General features: G+C 65.5%; 17 protein-coding genes and 1 pseudogene. 4 read left to right on the top strand and 14 right to left on the bottom strand.

From position 1 onward, the window contains the following. Nucleotides 1-51 precede the first annotated feature (51 nt). The 11 genes from E1N52_RS14140 to flhD form a co-directional block, all read right to left on the bottom strand. Nucleotides 52-1,110 carry a protein-glutamate methylesterase/protein-glutamine glutaminase gene (locus E1N52_RS14140; protein WP_425468062.1) on the bottom strand — a complete coding sequence of 353 codons (1,059 nt, stop codon included), beginning with the start codon at nt 1,108-1,110 and terminating at the stop codon, nt 52-54. A gap of 59 nt (nt 1,111-1,169) precedes the next feature. Continuing rightward, on the bottom strand, nt 1,170-2,006 hold the full coding sequence (gene cheD / locus E1N52_RS14135; RefSeq protein ID WP_133183386.1) for a chemoreceptor glutamine deamidase CheD: 837 nt from the start codon (nt 2,004-2,006) through the stop codon (nt 1,170-1,172). Beyond that, a complete protein-coding gene (locus E1N52_RS14130) occupies nt 2,003-2,938 on the bottom strand; it encodes a CheR family methyltransferase (protein ID WP_133183385.1) in 936 nt (311 codons plus the stop codon). The genes cheD and E1N52_RS14130 overlap by 4 nt, the downstream gene beginning before the upstream one ends. A 228-nt stretch (nt 2,939-3,166) precedes the next feature. Beyond that, the gene (locus E1N52_RS14125; RefSeq protein WP_133183384.1) at nt 3,167-5,026 is read right to left on the bottom strand and encodes a methyl-accepting chemotaxis protein; all 1,860 of its coding nucleotides are present in this window, start codon (nt 5,024-5,026) and stop codon (nt 3,167-3,169) included. A 189-nt stretch (nt 5,027-5,215) separates the two neighbouring features. After that, on the bottom strand, nt 5,216-5,752 hold the full coding sequence (gene cheW / locus E1N52_RS14120; protein WP_028203349.1) for a chemotaxis protein CheW: 537 nt from the start codon (nt 5,750-5,752) through the stop codon (nt 5,216-5,218). Nucleotides 5,753-5,809: 57 nt separating this feature from the next. After that, the gene (gene cheA / locus E1N52_RS14115; protein WP_133183383.1) at nt 5,810-8,092 is read right to left on the bottom strand and encodes a chemotaxis protein CheA; all 2,283 of its coding nucleotides are present in this window, start codon (nt 8,090-8,092) and stop codon (nt 5,810-5,812) included. A 57-nt stretch (nt 8,093-8,149) separates the two neighbouring features. Beyond that, nucleotides 8,150-8,524: a response regulator gene (locus tag E1N52_RS14110; RefSeq protein WP_069264375.1), complete on the bottom strand. Its 375-nt coding sequence runs from the start codon at nt 8,522-8,524 to the stop codon at nt 8,150-8,152. Nucleotides 8,525-8,537: 13 nt separating this feature from the next. Next, nucleotides 8,538-9,614 (bottom strand): flagellar motor protein MotB, encoded by a 1,077-nt coding sequence (gene motB, locus E1N52_RS14105; protein ID WP_133183382.1) that lies wholly within the window; start codon nt 9,612-9,614, stop codon nt 8,538-8,540. Nucleotides 9,615-9,624: 10 nt separating this feature from the next. Beyond that, a complete protein-coding gene (gene motA, locus E1N52_RS14100; RefSeq protein ID WP_042265911.1) occupies nt 9,625-10,485 on the bottom strand; it encodes a flagellar motor stator protein MotA in 861 nt (286 codons plus the stop codon). A 362-nt stretch (nt 10,486-10,847) separates the two neighbouring features. Then, complete coding sequence (flhC, locus tag E1N52_RS14095; protein ID WP_133183381.1) at nt 10,848-11,390, bottom strand: flagellar transcriptional regulator FlhC; 543 nt, start codon at nt 11,388-11,390, stop codon at nt 10,848-10,850. Nucleotides 11,391-11,495: 105 nt separating this feature from the next. After that, complete coding sequence (gene flhD, locus E1N52_RS14090) at nt 11,496-11,813, bottom strand: flagellar transcriptional regulator FlhD (protein WP_069264381.1); 318 nt, start codon at nt 11,811-11,813, stop codon at nt 11,496-11,498. Between the two features lie 597 nt (nt 11,814-12,410). Between flhD and E1N52_RS14085 the strand changes: the two genes are divergently transcribed. After that, a complete protein-coding gene (locus tag E1N52_RS14085; RefSeq protein WP_133183379.1) occupies nt 12,411-13,475 on the top strand; it encodes a glycosyltransferase family 4 protein in 1,065 nt (354 codons plus the stop codon). Nucleotides 13,476-13,668: 193 nt separating this feature from the next. Here E1N52_RS14085 and E1N52_RS14080 read toward each other — a convergent pair whose 3' ends face one another. After that, nucleotides 13,669-13,965 carry an H-NS histone family protein gene (locus E1N52_RS14080; RefSeq protein ID WP_133183473.1) on the bottom strand — a complete coding sequence of 99 codons (297 nt, stop codon included), beginning with the start codon at nt 13,963-13,965 and terminating at the stop codon, nt 13,669-13,671. Nucleotides 13,966-14,251: 286 nt separating this feature from the next. Here E1N52_RS14080 and E1N52_RS45535 point away from each other — a divergent pair. Together E1N52_RS45535 and E1N52_RS14070 are read left to right on the top strand one after the other, a co-directional pair. Beyond that, nucleotides 14,252-14,395, top strand: a pseudogene (locus E1N52_RS45535) (aquaporin Z); the annotation flags it as partial. Nucleotides 14,396-14,522: 127 nt separating this feature from the next. After that, entirely contained in the window at nt 14,523-15,239 is a 717-nt protein-coding gene (locus E1N52_RS14070) for a histidine phosphatase family protein (RefSeq protein WP_246089057.1), read from the top strand. Nucleotides 15,240-15,309: 70 nt separating this feature from the next. Here the strand turns inward: E1N52_RS14070 and E1N52_RS14065 are convergent, their stop codons facing one another. Together E1N52_RS14065 and E1N52_RS14060 are read right to left on the bottom strand one after the other, a co-directional pair. Next, nucleotides 15,310-16,131 carry a Cof-type HAD-IIB family hydrolase gene (locus E1N52_RS14065; RefSeq protein WP_133183378.1) on the bottom strand — a complete coding sequence of 274 codons (822 nt, stop codon included), beginning with the start codon at nt 16,129-16,131 and terminating at the stop codon, nt 15,310-15,312. 92 nt (nt 16,132-16,223) lie between these two features. Beyond that, a complete protein-coding gene (locus E1N52_RS14060; RefSeq protein WP_133183377.1) occupies nt 16,224-17,120 on the bottom strand; it encodes a glucosamine kinase nucleotide-binding domain-containing protein in 897 nt (298 codons plus the stop codon). A gap of 179 nt (nt 17,121-17,299) precedes the next feature. Between E1N52_RS14060 and E1N52_RS14055 the strand changes: the two genes are divergently transcribed. After that, nucleotides 17,300-17,896: a DNA-3-methyladenine glycosylase I gene (locus E1N52_RS14055; RefSeq protein ID WP_133183376.1), complete on the top strand. Its 597-nt coding sequence runs from the start codon at nt 17,300-17,302 to the stop codon at nt 17,894-17,896. Nucleotides 17,897-18,020: the final 124 nt, after the last annotated feature.

Raw genomic sequence — 18,020 nt, 5'->3', positions numbered from 1 at the left:
CGATCGAGCAAGCGTTTGCGGCCTGCATGATCTCTCTATATCGGCAATTTCTTAGACGCGCTGAACCCGGTCGCCCATCGAGGCGAGTCGGGTCATCACGCGCCGGCTCATGTCTGAGAGCGAGGCGATTTCGTCGGCGCCGCCCATGGCAATGGCTTCGCGCGGCATGCCGAACACGATGCAGCTCGCTTCGTCCTGCGCGAGCGTGTAAGCACCGGCCTGGCGCATTTCGAGCAGCCCGGCCGCACCGTCGCGGCCCATGCCCGTAAGAATCACGCCAATGGCGTTCTTGCCCGCGTGCAGCGCCGCCGAACGAAACAGCACATCGACCGACGGACGGTGCCGGTTGACGGGCGGGTCGTCGGACAGATGCGCGATGTAGTTCGCGCCACTGCGTGCGAGCAAGAGGTGTGCGTGGCCCGGCGCGATGTAGGCGTGGCCGGGCAGCACACGTTCGCCGTGCTCCGCTTCCTTGACGGTGATGCGGCACAGCCCGTTCAGGCGCTGTGCGAACGACTTCGTGAAACCAGGCGGCATGTGCTGCGCGATCAGCACCGCGGGCGCGTCGGGCGGCAGCGGCTGCAGCACTTCGCGAATCGCTTCGGTGCCGCCCGTCGACGCGCCGACGATCACGAGCTTTTCGGTCGAGACGAGCGGGTTGTTGATCATCGGCGCCGGGCTCGCGGCGTGCGCCCCGGCGTGGCCGTGCGTGTGCGCTGCCGCGCCGGCGGGGGCCGCGGCCGGCGCATGGTGTGCGCGCACGCGGGCTCGCGCGGCGGCGCGCACCTTGTCGGCAAGCTTTTCCGAATATTCGAGCATGCCGTCGCGAATGCCGACTTTCGGCTTCGTCACGAAGTCGACGGCGCCCAGTTCGAGCGCGCGCAGCGTGATTTCGTTGCCGCGCTCGGTCAGCGACGACACCATCACGACCGGCATGGGCCGCAGGCGCATCAACTTCTCGAGGAAGTCGAGGCCGTCCATACGCGGCATTTCCACGTCGAGCGTGAGCACGTCGGGGTTGTGCTGCTTGATCAGCTCGCGCGCGACGAGCGGATCCGGCGCGGTGGCGACGACCGTCATATCGGGCTGACTGTTGATGATTTCCGTCATCAAACTGCGGATCAGCGCCGAATCGTCGACGCAGAGAACCTTGATTTTTTGCACAGCGTTCACGCCTCCTCTACTGTCCTGGCGTTGTCTTGACCGGATGCGCGCAGCGCGGACGACACGCTCGAGCCAAACAGCTCGATGCGAGGCCGCGCGCTCTGCGGCTGGGATTGGGAAATCTGGGTCGCTTGAGCTGCCGCGTTGGCTGCTGCATTGGCCACATGAGCCGGCGCAGCGGCGCCCGGGCCCGCGCGCCCGGCGCTGCCGACGCCGAACAGCTCGACGCGCGCCCGTGCACGCGCGAGCCTCTCGGCGCGCGCTTCGGGGGTTTGCGCGGCGAGCTGCTGCTCGCGCTCGGCCACGCTCGCGTCCTGCGACAGGCGCAGCTTCTTGACCATCACCTGGCCCGTGCGCGGCAGGAACGCCACCTTGCGCGGATGCGCGCCTTGCAGGTCCTCGGCGACGATGCGGATGTTCTCGGTCGCGAGATAGCGGCGCACGAACGCAGCGTTGCGGTCGCCGATGTTCATCGTCGTCATGCCCGCGAGCACCGCAGCGCCGCCGAACACCTTGGCCTCGAAACGCTCGCGACGGCCGCCCGCCTTGATCAGCTCGTTGATGAGCACTTCCATCGCGTAGGCGCCGTAGCGCATCGCGTCGGACGCGCCAGTGAGCGCGTGGGCGGAGTCCGCGCCGTCGTCGGGGAGCATGAAGTGGTTCATGCCGCCGATGCCCGCGGTGCGGTCCTGGATGCAGGCCGCCACACACGAGCCGAGCACGGTGACGAGCACCATGTCCTCGCCCGTCGTGTAGAACTCGTTGGGCAGCAGCTTGACGCCGGGGCGCTGGAAATGCGCGTCGAAATAGCGGTTCGTCGCGATCGGGAGGCGGGCACTCATGCGGGCACTCCGATCGCGTCGTTCGCGCGGCGCGGCGCGGCATTGGCCTGTGCGCCGCGCGTGAGTTCGTACACCGTCTGGCCACGCAGACGGAACGCCTGCGTGACGTAGGTGAAATTCTCCGAGTGCCCGGCGAACAGCAGGCCGTCCGGCTTCATGAGCGGCTCGAAGCGCGTGAGGACCTGAGCCTGGGTCGGCTTGTCGAAATAGATCATCACGTTGCGGCAGAAGATCGCGTCGAACGTCGTGCGCAAGCCGTAGTCCGCGTCGGTGAGATTGAGCTGCTCGAACTTGATCATCGCGCGCAGCTCCGGGCGCACCTTCACGAGTCCCGAGTGCGAGCCGGTGCCCTTGAAGAAGAAGCGCTTGAGGCGCTCCGGCGACAGATGCTTCACCTGGTCGAAGGAGTAGACGCCCGCGTCGGCCTTGGCGAGCACCTGGGTATCGAGGTCGGTCGCGAGCACGCGCGCCTCTCGCGCGGCGCGGTCTCCCAGCGCTTCGACGAGCGTCATCGCGATCGAGTACGGCTCTTCGCCCGTGGAGGCCGCCGAGCACCACACCGATACCGGATTCGAACCCCGGCGCTTCACGAAATCCGCAAGGATCGGGAAGTGATGCGCCTCGCGGAAAAACGCCGTGAGGTTCGTGGTGAGCGCGTTCGTGAACGCTTCCCACTCGGTCGCGTCGTTGCGTGCTTCGAGCTGGTCGAGGTACTCGCGAAAACTGTCGATGCCGAGCGTGCGCAAGCGCCGCGCGAGGCGGCTGTACGCCATGTCGCGCTTGTGGTCCGAGAGCGAGATGCCCGCGCGGCGGTGAATGAGCGCGCGGATGCGCTCGAAGTCCGCCGAAGTGAAATCGAAATCGCGGTTGCTCTCCACGCCCGGGCCGCCCATCTCGCCGGCGTCCTGGCGCGTATTTCGCAGCGCTTTCATGCTGATGCTCCTTCGCATTGCGCGCCGCCCACTGCATGGGATACCGCGGCGCAGGACTGCTGCGCGCCGCGCCTGCCCGGTTGCAATGCGTGCGGCGCATGGGCGGCCTGCGCAGCGCGCGCGGGCTTTTGGGCCCGGCGCGGCAGGTCTTGCCGTTGTGTAGCGCTCATGTGCATTGCAGTTGCTCGTCGTGTTCAGTGCTTCACTACTCTTCTATGCCGCGTTCGATCAGAACGTTTCCCAGTCCGAATCGTCCGAAGCGGATGCCGCCGTGCTCACATGCGTCTCGGCGCGCGCAGGCGCGGCCGGCCTGGCTGCCGGTTTTGCCGCCGCCTTGCTTGCCGGTTGCGCCGCGGGCCTGGCCGCAGGCTTCGCGGTGTCCGCCGATGCCGCCGAGGTCGCGACCGACGACGACGTTGCCGTCACCGCGGCCTTCGTCCCCGCCGAAGCCGAAGACGGCGTCGTGCGTTTCGCGGCGCCCGGCGTGACAGCGCTCACGTGAGCCGGACCTGCACCCACGCTGCGCGCCGCTGCACTACCCGTCGTCCACGTGCCGAGCACGTTCTGCAGCTGGCGCGTCTGCTCTTCGAGCGACGCTGCCGCAGCGGCCGCCTGTTCCACCAGCGCCGCGTTCTGCTGCGTGACGGTGTCCATCTGCGTGACGGCGCGGTTGACCTGCTCGATGCCGCCCGACTGCTCCTCGGACGCCGCGCTGATCTCACCCATGATGTCGGTCACGCGACGCACGGCCTGAAGGATTTCTTCCATCGTCGAGCCTGCGCGGCCCACGAGCTGCGAGCCGCTTTGCACCTTCTCGGCCGAGTCGTTGATGAGTTCCTTGATTTCCTTCGCCGCGCTGGCGCTGCGCTGCGCGAGGCTGCGCACTTCGCCGGCCACCACCGCGAAGCCGCGGCCCTGCTCGCCCGCGCGCGCCGCTTCCACGGCCGCGTTGAGCGCAAGAATGTTGGTCTGGAACGCGATGCCTTCGATCACGCTGATGATGTCCACGACCTTCGCCGAACTCGCCGCGATGCCCTGCATCGTGTTCACGACTTCGCCCACCACCTCGCCACCGCGCGTCGCGATATCCGAGGCGTTGACGGCCAGCTGGCTCGCCTGGCGCGCGTTCTCGGCGTTCTGGCGCACGGTGCCGGTGAGCTGCTCCATGCTCGACGCCGTTTCCTGCAGCGAAGCGGCCTGCTGCTCGGTGCGCTGCGAGAGATCGGTGTTGCCCATGGCGATCTCGCGCGCGCCCACGTCGATCGAGCTTGCGCCCGTATGCACCGCGCTCACGAGCGTGACGAGGCTTTCCTGCATGCGCTTGATTCCGCTGAACAGACGCCCGATCTCGTTGTCGCTGTAGACCGTGACCGGCTGCGTGAGATCGCCGTGCGCGATGCGCTCGAAGCACGTCACGGCGTCCTCGAGCGGCTGCACGATGAGGCCGCGCATGGCGAAGCGGATCACCACCACGAGCACGAGCGCGACGGCGATCGCCGCGCCAATCGCGATGCGCATGACGGCGATCTTGTCGTGCGCACCAGCTTCGCGAGCCTGTGCGCTGTCTTCCAGGGCCTGCGCGAGCGGACCGGCGACGTTGTCGTAGTCGACGAACATCGGGCTGATCTTCGTGTCGGCGATGGCGTGATAGGCCGGTTGATCGTTTGCGCGCAAGGCCGCAAATTCGGGCTGCACGCCGTCTTGCATGAGCGTGGCGCGCTTGGCCGCGAGCGCGTCGAGCGCGGCGGCGTCGAGACCGCCCTTCGGCGCGTTCTGGAACGCTTGCCAGGCTTCGTTGGATTTGCCGAGCAACTCCTGGGCGCGATCGATCACCTTCTTCGCGTCGTCGGCCTGGCCGGCTGCCGTGAGCGCGCTGGCGCGGTCGACTGCGACGCGCGTGCGCAGCAGATACGACGACGCGTCGTTCAGCGCATGCATCGCCACGAGATCGCCTCGCACGATCTCGGTGAACGCATCGCTCGCACGCCCGAGAGCGACGAGCCCGAGTGCGCCGACCAGCACGGTCAGCGCAACCAGAATGACCCCGACGCCCGTGAGCGTCGTGCGGATCGACCATCTTTGCAGCATCTCGTTTGCTCCTGTCCTGTGCGAATCGGGGTGGGCTACGCGGTCAGGCGCGGCCGGCATAGGCACGGCGACGCCCGGGACCCTGCACGAAGCGCGCGCGAAAACGAAGGCGGCTTGCCGCTCTTTAGCGGCGGCTTTCCGCTCTCTCTCACGCTGGCCTCGCGGCCCCCCGGTTTAACTCTCGGCGCGTTAGACCAGCGCCTCGATCAGAGCCATTTCGCGGCTCGTCATCAGTTTTTCGATGTCCATCAGGATGAGCATGCGACCTTCCACGGTGCCGAGGCCCGTGAGGTACTCGGTCGTGAGCGTCGCGCCGAATTCGGGCGCCGGCATGATCTGCTCCATCTGCAGCGTGAGCACGTCCGAGACGCCGTCCACCACCATGCCGACCACGCGATGCGCGACGTTCAGGATGATGACGACCGTCTGGTGGTCGTATTCGACGCGGCCCAGATGGAACTTGATGCGCATGTCGACGATCGGCACGATGATGCCGCGCAGGTTGATCACGCCCTTGATGAAATCGGGCGCGTTCGCGATGCGCGTCACGCTGTCGTAGCCGCGGATTTCCTGCACCTTCAGGATGTCGATGCCGTACTCTTCCGCGCCGAGGGTGAAGACGAGGAATTCCTGGCCGCCTGCGTCGGCCTGCAGCGCGTCGCGGCGTTGCGCGCCGGCAATCGCGCCGTGCGCGCCGTTGCCTTGAATCGATTGGACTTCTGCCACGTTAGCCCCTGAACGGTTGGGAGATGATTGGTTGAGTGCGTCCGGACTTCATAACGATTACGCGAATTCGGCGAACGCACCCGAATTTGCGCTGGCGCTCACGCCGTGTGTGGCGCGCGTCTCGCGATTGAGCGCGGCCACGTCGACGATCAGCGCGACGCTGCCGTCGCCGAGGATGGTCGCCGCCGAAATGCCGTGCACCTTGCGGTAGTTCGTTTCGAGGTTCTTCACCACGACCTGCTGCTGGCCGACCAGTTCGTCGATCAGCATGGCGAAGCGACGGCCTTCGGTTTCCATGATCGTGACGATGCCCTGCGTCGGGTCCGTGCGCGCGCCTTCCACGTTGAACGCGCTATGGAGCGCGACGAGCGGCAGGTATTCGCCGCGCACGCGCACCACGCGGTCGCCGTTAGTGACCGTGTAGATGTCTTCGTGGCGCGGCTGCAGCGACTCCATCACGAAATTCAGCGGCAGGATGAAGATCTCGCTACCCACCTTCACCGACATGCCGTCGAGAATCGCCAGCGTGAGCGGCAGCACGATGCGCGTGGTGCTGCCCTTGCCCGCGTGCGAGGTGATTTCCACGTGGCCGCCCATCGCCTGGATGTTGCGCTTGACCACGTCCATGCCCACGCCGCGGCCCGACACGTCGGTCACCTGTTCGGCCGTCGAGAAGCCCGGCAGGAAAATGAGGTTCCAGACCTCGTCGTCGGACATGCTGTCGCTGACCTGCATGCCCTGCTTGATTGCCTTGGCGAGAATCTTGTCGCGGCGCAGGCCCGCGCCGTCGTCGCTCACCTCGATCACGATGTTGCCGCCATGGTGCGCGGCGGAGAGCACGAGCTGGCCCGTGGCGTCCTTGCCCGCGGCGCGGCGCGCTTCCACGGTTTCGATGCCGTGGTCGAGCGAGTTGCGCACGAGGTGGGTGAGCGGGTCGATGATGCGCTCGATCAGGCTCTTGTCGAGTTCGGTCGCCTGACCGAAGGTGACAAGCTCGACTTCCTTTCCGAGCTTCGCCGCGAGATCGCGCACGAGACGCGGGAAGCGGCTGAAGACGTAGTCCATCGGCATCATGCGGATCGACATCACCGCTTCCTGCAGGTCGCGCGCGTTGCGCTCGAGCTGCGCCATGCCGTTGTAGAGGCGGTCGTGCAGCGCCGGGTCGAACGTGCTGGTGGTTTCCGCCAGCATGGCCTGCGTAATGACGAGTTCGCCCACGAGGTTGATCAGCTGGTCGACCTTTTCGACGCCCACGCGAATCGAGCTGCCTTCCGCCGATGCAGCGGCTGCGGCCGGTCGCGCCTTGCGCTCGCCTTCGGTTTGCGCGGGCGCCGGTGCGCTCGCGGGCGGGCGCGGCATTTCGTGTTCGGCGTGCACAGCGGGCGGCGCGACCGGTGCGCTCGCAACCGGCGCAGGCGCGACGGCGACGGGCGCAGCCGGTGCTGCCGGCGGCGCGGCCGGTGCGGCGGCAGGCGCTGCGGCCGCGGCCGGTTGCGCGTCGCCTTGGGGCGCAGCGCCACGGCCGATCGAAATCTGTTTCTCGTCGATCACGAAGCAGCACACCGCGATGATGTCGTCGGAGGTGACATCGGTTTCGAGCCACAGCGTGAGGTCGTCGCCGGTCTTCACCTGGCCGAGAATGCGGCCGAGGTTGCCAAGCTCTTCGACGAGCAGTTCCTGGTCCTTCGCGTCGACGGCGCGCAGCGTGACGCGCAGGTGCGGACCTTCCGCTGCGGCTTCACCGCCTGCCGCGGGCGCCGCGGCTGCCGCATCGATCGCCTCGCTCACGACGTGCTCGGGCGCGCCCGAGCCTGCAGCCGCCAGCGTGCTGTGCATTTCGAAAGCGGCTTCGAGATCTTCTTCCGAGTCGCCTGCGCTCGCCTGCGGGGCCGGCGCGGGCGCGGGGGCCGGCGCCGGAGCGGGTTCAGGCGCGGACGCGGGTACGCCGCGGCTTTCCGCATAGAGGCGCTCGAGCTTCGTGCGCACGGCAGCAGCTGCCTGCGCATCGGGCTCGGCGCTCGCGCGGTAGGCGCCGAGCTGGTCGGAAAGCACGTCCTTAGTTTCGAGGAACGTGTCGATCATGTCCTTGCGCAGCACGAGCTCGTTGTTGCGAGCGCGGTCGAGCAGCGATTCGAGAATGTGGGTCGTCTCGGTCAAGGCCGTGAAGCCGAACGTCGCCGCGCCACCCTTGATCGAGTGCGCCGCGCGGAAGATCGCCGCCAGATCCTCGGGATCCGGGCGACCAACGTTCAGGTTCAGGAGAAGCTGCTCCATCTGCGCGAGCAGCTCGTCCGCCTCGTCGAAAAACGTCTGATAGAACTGAGTGATGTCGAGAGTCATTGCTCTTTCACCGCGTTAATTGCCTGGGGGGTGCCTGGTCGTTCGCCGCGCGGCACCTCAAGGGTGGGCCTCGCCGAGTGCGCTCGCCAGATCGACGAGCAGCTCGGGGTCCACCGGTTTTTCGATCCAGCCGGTCGCGCCTGCGTCGCGTACGGCTGCCTTGAAGCCTTCGTCCGATTCCGTGGTCAACACGAGGATGGGCGTTTCGAAGTACGAAGGATTCGCCCTCAACTGCTTGATCAGGTCGAGCCCGCCCATGCGCGGCATGTAAAGGTCGGTGAGCACGAGATCGAAGCGCTGGGCGAGCGCATGCTCGAGCCCTTCTTCGCCGTCGCTCGCCACCGTCACTTCGTAGCCTGCCGAGCCGAGCGCCGCCTGCAGGATCTCCCGCATGGACACCGAATCGTCGATCGCCAGAATGTTCCTGATCATCCGTTCCTCGTTGTCATTGCGCTGCCGGCGCGACGGCTGGGGCAACTGCCGGTCCCGCCGGCGCCACCGTCGTTGCCACCTTCGGCGCGATCGCGACCGGCGCCGGCGCCACCCGACCCATGCCGGCGTCCGGCGTGAGCGCGGGTAGGCTCTTGCCCGAGCCCGCCGCGTCGTCGGAGAGCGTCGTGGTGGTCGAGTCGTCGTGCATGAGCGCGTCTTCGGACTTCTTGTTCAATACGATGATGCTGATGCGGCGATTCTCCGGGTCGAGCGGATCGGCCTTGTTCAGGTTCTGCGTGGAAGCGAGACCGAGCACGCGCAACACCTTCGATTCGTCCATGCCGCCCGCGATCAGCTCGCGGCGCGAAGCATTCGCGCGGTCGGCGGAAAGCTCCCAGTTGCTATAGCCCTTCTCGCCGCCCGCGTAGGGCACGGCGTCGGTGTGGCCCTGCACGACGATGCGGTTGGGCACGTCGTTGAGCGTCTTGCCGATCGCCTGCAGGATGTCGCGCATGTACGGCTCGACCACGTCGCGCGCCGTTGCGAACATCGGGCGCTTCTGCGAGTCGACGATCTCGATGCGCAGGCCTTGCAGCGTGGAGTCGATGCGGATCTGCTGCTTGAACTGGCGCAGCACCGGGTTCGCCTCGATCGCCGCCATCAGCTTCACTTGCAGGTCGTGCAGGCGCACCTGCTCCTTGCGTTCGAGCGAGCCTTCGAGCTGCTTCGTGGCGTCGTCGTCGTTGTGCTTCGACTGGTTGCGCTCCGAGCGCTCGGTCGCGCCGTCGCTGCGACGCGTGACGCCCTGGTCCTGCGAAGAGATGTCACGGCCGCCGCCCTTCAGGATGCTCGAGTCTTCCGCGCTGCGATCGCCGCCCCAGAGCGTGATCTTCATCGGCTGGTTGAAGTAGTCGGCGATGCCCTTCAACTGCACCGTCGAAGCCGACGAGAGCAGCCACATCAGCAGGAAGAACGCCATCATCGCGGTCATGAAGTCCGCGTAGGCGAGCTTCCATGCGCCGCCATGATGGCCGGCCTTCTTCGGCGCGGCGCGCTTGACGACGATTGCGCGGTCCTTGTTGTTGCTCATGGGCCGTCCCTTACTTCGCCTTCACGCGGCGCACGTGCTCTTCGAGTTCCGTGAACGACGGACGCTCGGTCGAGAACAGCACCTTGCGGCCGAACTCCACGGCAATCGCCGGCGCATAGCCGTTCAGGCTCGCGAGGATCGTCACCTTGATGCACTGGAACATCTTGGTCGACTCGGTCACGCGCTGCTCCGCGAGGCTCGAGAGCGGACCGATCAGGCCGTACGAAAGCAGAATGCCGAGGAAGGTGCCGACCAGCGCCTGGGCGATCATCTCGCCGAGCACTGCGGGCGGCTTGTCGGCGGACGCCATGGTGTGAACCACGCCCATCACCGCCGCGACGATACCGAACGCCGGCATCGCGTCGCCCACCTTCGCGAGTGCATGGGCGGGCGCCTCGCCTTCGGCGTGGTGCGTTTCGATTTCCTCGTCCATGAGGCTTTCGATCTCGAAGGCGTTCATGTTGCCGCCCACCATGAGACGCAGGTAGTCGGTAAGGAATTCGACGATGTGGTGGTCTGCCAGGATCTTCGGATACTGCGTGAAGATCGGGCTCTTCTGCGGATCGTCGATATCCGCTTCGAGCGTGAGCGTGCCTTCCTTTCGCGCCTTCGCGAGCAGGACATAGAGCAGCGCGAGCAGCTCCATGTACACGTCCTTGTTGTATTTGGCGCCCTTGAACAGCGTGGGAAGCACGCGCAAGGTGGCCTTGATGGTCTTGATGCCGTTGCCGAGGATGAACGCGCCGACGCCAGCACCACCGATCATGAGCAGTTCCATCGGCTGCATGAGCGCGGCCAGATGACCGCCCTCGAGTGCATAGCCGCCGAAGACGCAAAGGATCGTCAAGAGGGTTCCAACGATAATCAGCACTGCCGGGTCCTCACTAGAAATGCGCCGCGAACCGCCGTCGGCCCGCGCCCTTAGCTGGGTTTACGGCAACGGCGCGAAAAACTTTGGGTTTGAATGGGCGCGGATCGTAAGCCGGCCGGGCGTCTGCCGTCTGCCAGACGTCGACATGCCGGATGAATCTGGGGCCGGTTCGCAAAGCCGCGCGGGAAGGGGTTGCAGGTCGTGCCTGCGACTACGTGTGACGATGCGGCCCCGCTGCGGCAGGCGCCGTCCGGCGGGCCGCGCGGCCTCTGCGGCGGGGCCGGGCCGGGTTTATCCGGAGTCCCGGCCTGCATGGAGAGCGGCACGCGGCGCCAAACAGCGTCAAGCCGCGTCGATTTGCCTCATGCGGCGATCTGCGACGCAAGTGCGCTGCGCCGCGTGCGGCCCGCCCGCGAGGGCGGCTGGCACAGCCCGCAGACGAAGCCGCGTTGCGGGTCGTGCGCGTGAGCGACGTAGCGGCCGCCGCAGCGGCTGCACGGCGTCATCTGCAAGAGGCCCGATGTGAAATAGCGCACGAGCGTCCAGGCGCGGGTGAGGCTGAGCGCGGGCGTTTCGTCGTGCAGGCGCAGATGCTCGAGATAGAGCCGGTAGCTCTTCACGATCGCGTGGATCGGCTCGCAGCGCGCGTGACGGCTCATGAACATGAACGTGTTGTAGAACAGCGAGGAATGGACGTTGGGCTGCCAGGTCATGAACCAGTCGGTCGAAAACGGCAGCATGCCCTTGGGCGGCGATTCGCCCTTCACTTCCTTGTAAAGCCGGATGAGCCGGTCGCGAGAGAGCGAGGTCTCCGCTTCGAGCAGTTGCAGACGCGCGCCCAGTTCGATCAACTCAATCGCGAGCGCGATCTCCTTTACCTCCTGCACCACACTCTTTGTCGCCATAGGCACCCGTTGAAAGCCGCAAAGGAATGCGCTTGCCCCTGCCGCCGTGCGCGGGCAGCAAGGGTGCAATGCGCGGCCGCGCGCTGCGGCGCGGGGTGAAGCGGTTCAGCCGATCTGCTCGACGTCCTGGCCCGCCATGATGATCGCCGAGTGGGTCAGCGCGGTTTTGCCCTTGTCGGCAAGCGCGCTCAGGATGGCGTGGTCGTCGAACCGGAAGCGGCAAAGCAGCTGGTTCGATGCGGCAAGGCGTACGGTCTGTGCGAAAGTGAGATTGGCGAGCACCTCGGCAGACTGCTCGGAGATGCCCATACGGAACATGCCCGTCGGCTTGTCCTCGCGCAAAAGGCGTTGCGCGAGCAACAGGTACGACAGGTTCACTTCCTTGATCTCATTGAGCATGTCGCTGTGCGTCGTCGCGCTCATGGATTCCCCCGAATCAAATCGCGGCGGCTGGTCAGACCGCCCGCGGAAAACGTTTGCTCGCCCAGATGCAACCCGAGTGCATCCGAACGGCCTGTTTATGGTCGTGGGTCCATTGTGGCTGGGGCGCGAACAAATGGAAATCGGACGGATGCCGCGACGCGTTGCGAGAAAACCTATCGCTAACGTGTAGGAATTTTTCTGACAAAGATGGAGGAGCAGCGGCGGGAGGCGGGGCGCGTCATGTCATGCGCATAAGCCGCGAAATTGTCCGCTGATTATAGGCTTTTTCATGGATGCGTCACGCGCGCGTGCTATCCGCTCCACGCGCGTCACTCGCGCCTATGCCTTTTGACCCTTGTTACGGCACCCCGGGCACGCGGATTGCGCAATGCGCGCCCAAGCCACGTCACGCTTAGCAATGGCCTCTTACACCTGCTGTATCCCGCTGTAACAACATTAAGCGTTTGCAAAACCGCGTGTGTCGGGCCGTGAAATGGCCATAATCGGTCTCAGGGATAACCCGATACCGTTGTACCGCCGCAGTGCCGGATCACAAAGTTCATTGCACACGCGGCTTTTTGCCCAGGAGATCGAACAATGCGAATCGCACAAATTGCGCCACTTTATGAAGCCGTTCCGCCCAAGCTTTATGGCGGCACCGAGCGCGTCGTGTCCTACCTGACCGAAGCGCTGGTCGACCTCGGCCACGACGTGACGCTGTTCGCCAGCGGCGATTCGGTCACCTCGGCAAACCTCGAAGCCGCCTGGCCGCGCGCGCTGCGTCTGGACGCGACGATCCGCGACGCGCTGGCCCCGCACATGGTGCTACTCGAGCGCGTGCGCCGCGTCGCGCATGAGTTCGACGTGCTGCACTTCCACCTCGACTATCTGCCGTTCCCGCTTTTCACGACCATGGACACGCCGTTCGTCACGACGCTCCACGGCCGTCTCGACCTGCCGGAGCTGCAACCGGTATTCGAGCAGTTCCCGAACGCACCGGTGATCTCGATTTCGGACTCCCAACGCCAGCCGCTGCCCCAAGCCGCATGGCAGAACACGATCTATCACGGACTGCCAAAGAACCTGCTCACGCCACATGCCGACCGCAAGCCCGAGTACCTCGCGTTCCTCGGCCGGATCTGCCCGGAAAAGCGTGTGGACACGGCGATCAAGATCGCCGCGCTCTCCGGCCTGCCGCTGAAGATCGCCGCGAAGGTCGACAAGGTCGACCAGGACTACTTCAAGTCCGAGATCGAGCCGCTGCTTTCGCAGGCCCACGTGGAATTCATCGGCGAGATCAACGAAGAGCAGAAGCCCGCGTTCCTTTCGGGTGCGAAGGCGCTGCTGTTCCCGATCGACTGGTCCGAGCCGTTCGGCCTCGTGATGATCGAGGCGATGGCGTGCGGCACCCCGGTGATCGCCTTCAACCGCGGTTCGGTGCCGGAAGTGATCGACCCGGGTGTCACGGGCTATGTCGTCGAGGACGTGCAAGGCGCCGTGGCCGCGCTGCAGAATATCGATTCGCTTTCGCGCGTGGCGATTCGCAACCAGTTCGAACACCGGTTCACTTCGCACATCATGGCCGGCAATTATGTCGACACTTATACGGCGCTCATCGAAGCCGCACAGCGTCCGGTACTGCGTCGCGTCGCTGCTGGCTGAGTGCGAAGCATTCCGATTTTCGCGATAAATCCAGACGAATGCACGACGTGAATCGTTTGCGAGTCATCGAATAGCGCTATTACGCGTTCATTACAGATGACACACAAAAAAGAGCCGCATGATCCATGCGGCTCTTTTATTGCATTTGCGGTTGCGGCGGTATGGCGGCCGGGCTGTTCTCTGGCTGCATGAGTCAGGCGATCAGGTAGCGTTCGCGGTTTTTGCCAGCGATCCACTTGGGCGGCTTGCCGCGCCCGCTCCAGGTCGCACCGGACTTGGGGTCCTGATAGCGCGCGGGCAGCGGCGCCTTTTTCGGCGGACGCCCGCGGCGTGCAGCCTCCGCAAACCCAAGGTCCTGGGCGGAAAGGCCGTACTCGGCAATCTTCTCCCGGATCGTGGCGATGACGTCCGCGATCTCCGTGCGCCGCGCCTCTTCGGCCTGAGCCTGGAGTTTTGCGATCTGCGCCTTGAGTTCTGAATATTGCGACATTTCTATTCCCCCTTCATTGCTCATGAAACCGGCTCGATCGGAGATTAGACGCAAATAACGGAATTCGCAATCGCTATTAATACTGCTTTATCTCGCTATTTCGCAAATTAACGACCGGTCGCCTTCGGCGCAATTGCGCGCACATCGATCGCAATAATTCGATCAATTACGTCAGAATTGACAATCCTTGACAGCACCGGAAAGTACGACTGCCTCGAATCAGGCATTTCCCGGTGCCGGTGCTTTACGCGGGCCCTTCAAAATCGACTTTTCGAAGTGTCACGCAATGCACTTATCCAGGCGACTCATTGCCGAACTGATCGGCACTTTCGGGCTCGTTCTGGACTGCTGCGGCGGCGCCCTGCTCGCAGCCAACTTCGCCGGTCCGGTTCACGGACTCGGCATCGGGTTCATAGGCGTGTCGCTCGCGCCGACGCCCGTTCGTCTTGCCGGCGCCAGGGGGCTTCGGGTGCGCTGCTGGCCGGGCCCATGGTGGCCGCGCTGCTAGAATCGGGCGACCTTCCCATAGCCTTGCGACCTGGAGCAACACGCCCAGCATGAACTGCTCACGCCCCCGGCCACTCCGGATCGCCCCGACGCTCGCCGCAGCGCTGAGCGCACTGGTATGCGCCTGTGCGCCGCTGCCGCACGCCAACGGACCCGCTAGCGCCGGCGAGACAGCGCAGACGAATGCGAACAGCGCGCCAGCCGCGCGCGACGTCGAAACCCTCATCTTCGTGAGGCATGGCGAAAAGCCGCCAGAGGGATTCGGCCAGCTCAACTGCAAGGGGCTGAACCGCGCGCTCGCGTTGCCGGCCGTGATCGCGGCCAAGTATGGCAAGCCCGATGCTATCTACGCGCCCGACCCCGGCGAGCAAAAGGAAGACAACGGGCGTTCCTACTATTACGTGCGCCCGCTCGCGACGATCGAGCCGACCGCGATCCAGTTCGGCATGCCGATCCAGACGCCGTATGGCTATTCGAAGATCGATGCGCTGCAAACCGCGCTCGTCGATCCGCAGTGGCGCGGCCGCACCGTGCTCGTGGCGTGGGAACATCGGGAAATCGAGACGCTCGTGCGCCGTGTCGTCGCCGCGCACGGCGGCAGCGCGAACGATGTGCCGCGCTGGGAGAGCGCGGACTTTGACAGCATCTACGTGGTGCGCATCGACTGGAGCGACGGCGCCGCGCGCGCACGTTTTTCGCACGAGCACGAAGAGCTGGACGGGCGCGCGGACGACTGCCCGTGCGCGCAACTGCCCGCCGCGCAGTAGCCTTCGCGCCGTAACTATCCGGATGGAATCGCAACAGCGGCGACGGCGCTAGCGAGAGCGCCCGCGTGAACTACGACGCGAGTTCGTCGTTGAGTGCGAAGAGCTTGCGAAGATGATGCGCGACGCCGGCTTCGAAGTTGTTGCCAATGCGCGGCACCCGGGGCAGCCGCTTGATGAGATCGGGATTGGCGTTGTTCATCATGAACGGATGACCCGCCGTTTCGAGCAGATCGATATCGTTCATGTTGTCGCCGAACGCGACGCAACCTGCGGCGTCCACGCCGAGCCGATCGAGCACGACGCGCAGCGCGCGGCCCTTCGAAACGCCTGCCACCATCACTTCGAGGCAATCGGGCAGGGAGTAGGTGACATAGAGCGCGTCGCCAAACTCGCGCGCGAGATTCTGCGCAACGTGCGCAAGATCTGCCGGATCGCCAATGTAGAGCGCCTTCGCAATGCCCGCGCTTGCGTAGTCGCGCAGATCCGCCACGCGATACTCGAAACCCGAGTCCTGGTGATACGCGAGCAGTTCGGGCGCATCGCGGTCGATGAGCCAGGCGTCGTCGGTATAGATGCTCACGATCACGCGGCCGTGCTCGCCCACGGTATCGGCAGCGACTAGACGCTCGACCATCGGCGCGCTCAGATTGCTCGCGTGGATGAGCGTGTCGTCGGGCGCATGCACGCGCGCGCCGTTCGCGGTGATGAGATACGGCCGGATGCCGAGCACGTCGCGAATGCCAGCCACATCGCAATAATGGCGGCCGGTCGCGATCACGAACGGCAGGCCCTGCGCATCGAGGGCGCCCAGGGTAGCAACCGTGAACGGATCGACCTGATGGTCGCTATTGAGCAGGGTTCCGTCGAGATCGGTTGCAATGACCTTGTACATGGTGATCAGGCAGCTAGCGGGAAACGTTGAATCGTAGCATCTGCAGCAAGGCCATGCCCTGACCTACGTTCCTGCCCCTTGCTGTCCGCCACTCAGTTGCCCGAAGCGGCGTGTGCCAGCCGTTTGGCTTCCATTTGCGCGAGCCGAAGCGCACCAGTCGTGGAATCGGCGATCGGCGCGCGCAAGCGATCACGCACTGCTTGCGGCACCCATTCGCGCAGCGGCTGCCCGAGGCCACCCGAGAGCGCCGCCGGCAGCGTGCCCGAAGGATCGAGCGCAGTGATGAGTTTCGCAATTTCCACGCCGGCCTCGGCGAGCAGCCTGGCGACGAACGGATGTTCGCGATGCGCGAGGACGACCGGCGCGAGGCTGGCGTAAGCCGTCTGGTTGGCCGCGCACTGCCACACGATGAGACTGTCGCGATCGATGGCCCGCGCGTGTGCGAGCAGGGCCCGTGCGAAATCGTCCATGGGCACGCGAGCATCGAGCGCCTGCTGCGCCCAGACGATCGCGCGCAGGCCGAACCACGCGCCACTCGCTTCGTCCCCCGAGGGAAAGCCGAAACCGCCCGCAATGCGACACTGGCCGTCCTCACCGAGCACCGCGGCGATGCTGCCCGTGCCAAGGGCGACCACCACGCCCGGCGCGCCGCCGTGCGCGCCCAGCAGCGTCGTGTAGGCGTCGCTTTCCACCGCGAGGCCGGCCACCGGGGGCGCGGCCGTGAGAAACGGCGCCAGCCAGTCGGGGTTGTTCACGCCCGCGAGCCCACAGCCCAGCACGCATTGCGACCAGTCGAACGCGAGCCCCGCCTGTGCAAACGCCGCGCGGCAGCCTTCCTCGATCGATTGCCAGGCCCGTTCGATGCCGAGCCCGAGCCCAGACGGCCCTGCAGATGCACGCGCGAGTTCGACGCCGTTCGTGTCGCCAAGCGCGATGCGCGTACCCGTGCCGCCGCCGTCCACGCCAATCAACCAGCTGTATTTCTGCATGATGTCCGCCGCGCCTCGCGCGCCTGTGAGTCCGGTTCGAAAGCCAAAAGTTTTGTCGTGCCGCAGAGACTAACGGCTTCCCCGGGTTCGCACAATCGGCCATCCGGCCAGGGTGGCGGCGCGGTACCGATCCGCTATGCTTGCGTGGCTCGAACGACGTCTCGCAAGGAGAACTTACCGTGACACATCGCTGCAACTGGGTATCGGCCGGCGCGTCGCCGCAGTATGTGCAATACCACGACGAGGAGTGGGGCGTGCCGTCGCGGGACGACCAGCATCTGTTCGAAATGATCGTGCTCGAAGGCGCACAGGCGGGACTCTCGTGGTCCACGATACTCAACAAACGCGAAGGATATCGCCGCGCCTTCGCCAACTTCGACATCGCGAAGGTTGCGCGCTTTACGCCCAAGCACGTCGAAACCCTCATGCAGGACGCCTCGATCGTGCGCAACCGGGCCAAGATCGAGGCTGCCATCGCCAACGCCCGCGCCGTGCAGCAGATCCAGGCCGAGCACGGCTCGCTCGCGAAGTTCGTCTGGTCGTTCGTGGACGACACGCCCATCCAGAACGACCTTGCCTCGTATCGCGACGCACCGGCCTCCACCGAGGTCTCGGACGCCCTTAGCAAGGCGCTCAAAAAATACGGCTGCAAATTCGTCGGCACGACGATCTGTTACGCGTTCATGCAGGCTGTGGGCATGGTCAACGACCATGAGCGCGACTGCATGTGCCGCAAGGCTTGTGCTGCGCTCGGCAAGAAGAAGCGCCGCGCCTGAGCGCAGCGTAACGCGCGCGACTCGGGAAAGTCCCGAGCGGGGTGGGACGCAGTTCGCAAACCCTTTTCCGGCCGGACTTTGCAATACGCCAGAGCGATCGCACCCGGCGCCGGCCGCGGCAATT

Origin of the sequence: Paraburkholderia guartelaensis (assembly GCF_004353905.1) — a bacterium.
Classification (GTDB): domain Bacteria; phylum Pseudomonadota; class Gammaproteobacteria; order Burkholderiales; family Burkholderiaceae; genus Paraburkholderia; species Paraburkholderia guartelaensis.
The sequence above is the reverse complement of the archived record's forward strand: the minus strand, read 5'-3'. Positions and strand labels throughout refer to the sequence as shown.